Genomic DNA, 1,933 nt, shown 5'->3' with positions numbered 1-1,933 from the left:
AAGGAAAAGTAAAAAATATAATACCCGGCATTGATGCTGCATTTGTGGATATAGGATGGGATCGCACGGGTTTTTTATATATTTCCGAAGTAAGTACGCCTCCTGCGATATCTGGTGAAATATCTCCGGGTTTGTTAACACAGGAAAAGGATTCTAAATCTCCCATTGAGAAAGCTTTAAAAGAAGGCGAAGACATACTAGTTCAGGTGGTAAGAGACCCTGTAGGCAATAAAGGTCCAAGATTGACTACTTTTATTACGATAGCCGGTAGATTTCTTGTTCTTATGCCCTTTATTGAACGATTAGGTATTTCAAAAAAAATCGTTGATCCTAAAGAAAGGAACAGAATTGCAGAAATTCTTAAGAAAATAAGACCGCAACATGGAGGACTTATTTTAAGAACACTTGGCGAGGGTAAGAACGAAAGAGAACTTGCTCATGATTTGAAGTATATTTCTTGGATATGGAAAAGAATAAATTTTATTTCAAAAATTAAAGCAGCTCCTTCTTTGTTACATCAGGAGCCGGATTTAGCCACGAGATTTGCACGCGATATACTAAGTCCGGAAAAAGACAAGCTAATTGTCGATAATTTTAAAAAATTTGTTCAATTAAAAAGGTTTTTTAGACGATACTCTCTTGACCCTTCGTCTTTCTTGGAGTTTTATAATTCGGAAGTGGACCTTTACAAGAAATATAATGTTGAGGAAGAGATACAAAAAGCTCTGAAAAGCAAGGTTTGGCTTCCAAGCGGAGGTTCTCTTGCAATTGAAGAAACCGAAGCATTAGTTTCTATAGACGTAAACAGCGGAAAGTTTACCACCGCAGCAGGTGGTTTGGAAGATACAGCTTTGAGAACGAATTTGGAGGCAAGTAAAGAAATAGCGCGTCAGGTAATCTTAAGAAATTTGGGAGGAATCATCATAATCGATTTTATAGATATGAAAAGCTTAAGGAACAGAAGAAAACTGACAAATAGCCTAAGAGATGCGTTTAAAGGCGATAGAGCAGTGGCAAAAATTAATACTGTATCGTCTTTTGGACTTATAGAAATGACAAGAGAAAGAATAAATCCTTCGCTTGCGCAAATTTTATGCGAAAGTTGTTCTTATTGCCAAGGTTCAGGCGTTGTAAAATCCATAGCTACGGTTACAATCGACAAAGAAAAAGAAATAAGAAAAATTCTTCAAAAAACAAAAGAAAAAACATTAAAAGTGCAATTAAATCCTGAAATTTACAAATATTTAAAAGAACGCAAAAGAGACCATATAATGGAGAGAATTTTCAGAAAAAGGCTCGTGTTGGAAGAAAATACAAGTTTTAATAGGGAAGAAATCAAGTTTACCCCGTAGGAATATCCCCGACGTAAAGTTGGATGTATGATAAAATTAGAAAGTTTTGCATTTTTTGCAGGGAGTAAATACTTCATGCAGAATTCCAGCGGGGTTTAATTCTTGGTTAATGTTAAACAGATAAAGAAAAGAGGAGGTTTAATTCTATGAAAGCTATCATCAAAATGGCAGGGAAACAGTATATAGTCAAAGAAACAGATACAATTACAATAGAAAAAGATTTAGATGCTGTAGTTGGAGAAAAGGTGGAAATAAATGAGGTATTGGCTGTGGGGTTGGATAATCTAAAGTTTGGCAATCCTTTTGTAAAAGGAGCAAAAGTAACAGGCGAAGTGCTGAAGAAATGCAAAGACGACAAGGTGGTGGTCTCTAAATTCAAAAAGAGAAAAAGATATCATAGAACAAGAGGGCATAGGCAGGATATTACAGAAATAAAAATTCTAAAAATAGAACAATGAAACATAGAGTTAAAATAAGCCACACTTGTCCGCCAAAGACCTGCCCGCTTCGTAGCAGGCAGGAGGGCGCAAAGTGGCAAAGATTTGCCTCTGTGCCTGTATTTATTGCCTTGATGTTTCTAT

Annotated in this window: 2 protein-coding genes; both read left to right on the top strand. The window is 35.9% G+C overall.

The genetic code is table 11. The annotated features are described in order from the left end of the window. The coding region (locus tag KAS42_02690) for an Rne/Rng family ribonuclease (GenBank protein ID MCK4905139.1) at positions 1–1,352 on the top strand (1,352 nt) is incomplete at its 5' end. Between the two features lie 146 nt (positions 1,353–1,498). Then, the gene (gene rplU, locus KAS42_02685; protein MCK4905138.1) at positions 1,499–1,810 is read left to right on the top strand and encodes a 50S ribosomal protein L21; all 312 of its coding nucleotides are present in this window, start codon (positions 1,499–1,501) and stop codon (positions 1,808–1,810) included. The last annotated feature ends 123 nt before the right edge of the window (positions 1,811–1,933 follow it).

This window comes from bacterium (assembly GCA_023135785.1).
Lineage (GTDB): Bacteria > CAIJMQ01 > CAIJMQ01 > CAIJMQ01 > CAIJMQ01 > CAZNJA01.
Note: the sequence above shows the minus strand (reverse complement) of the source record. Positions and strands in the feature narration are given on the sequence as shown.

Coding starts and splice junctions, on each gene's coding strand:
- rplU (MCK4905138.1), top strand. CDS start 1,499: ATGAAAGCTATCATCAAAATGGCAGGGAAACAGTATATAGTCAAAGAA.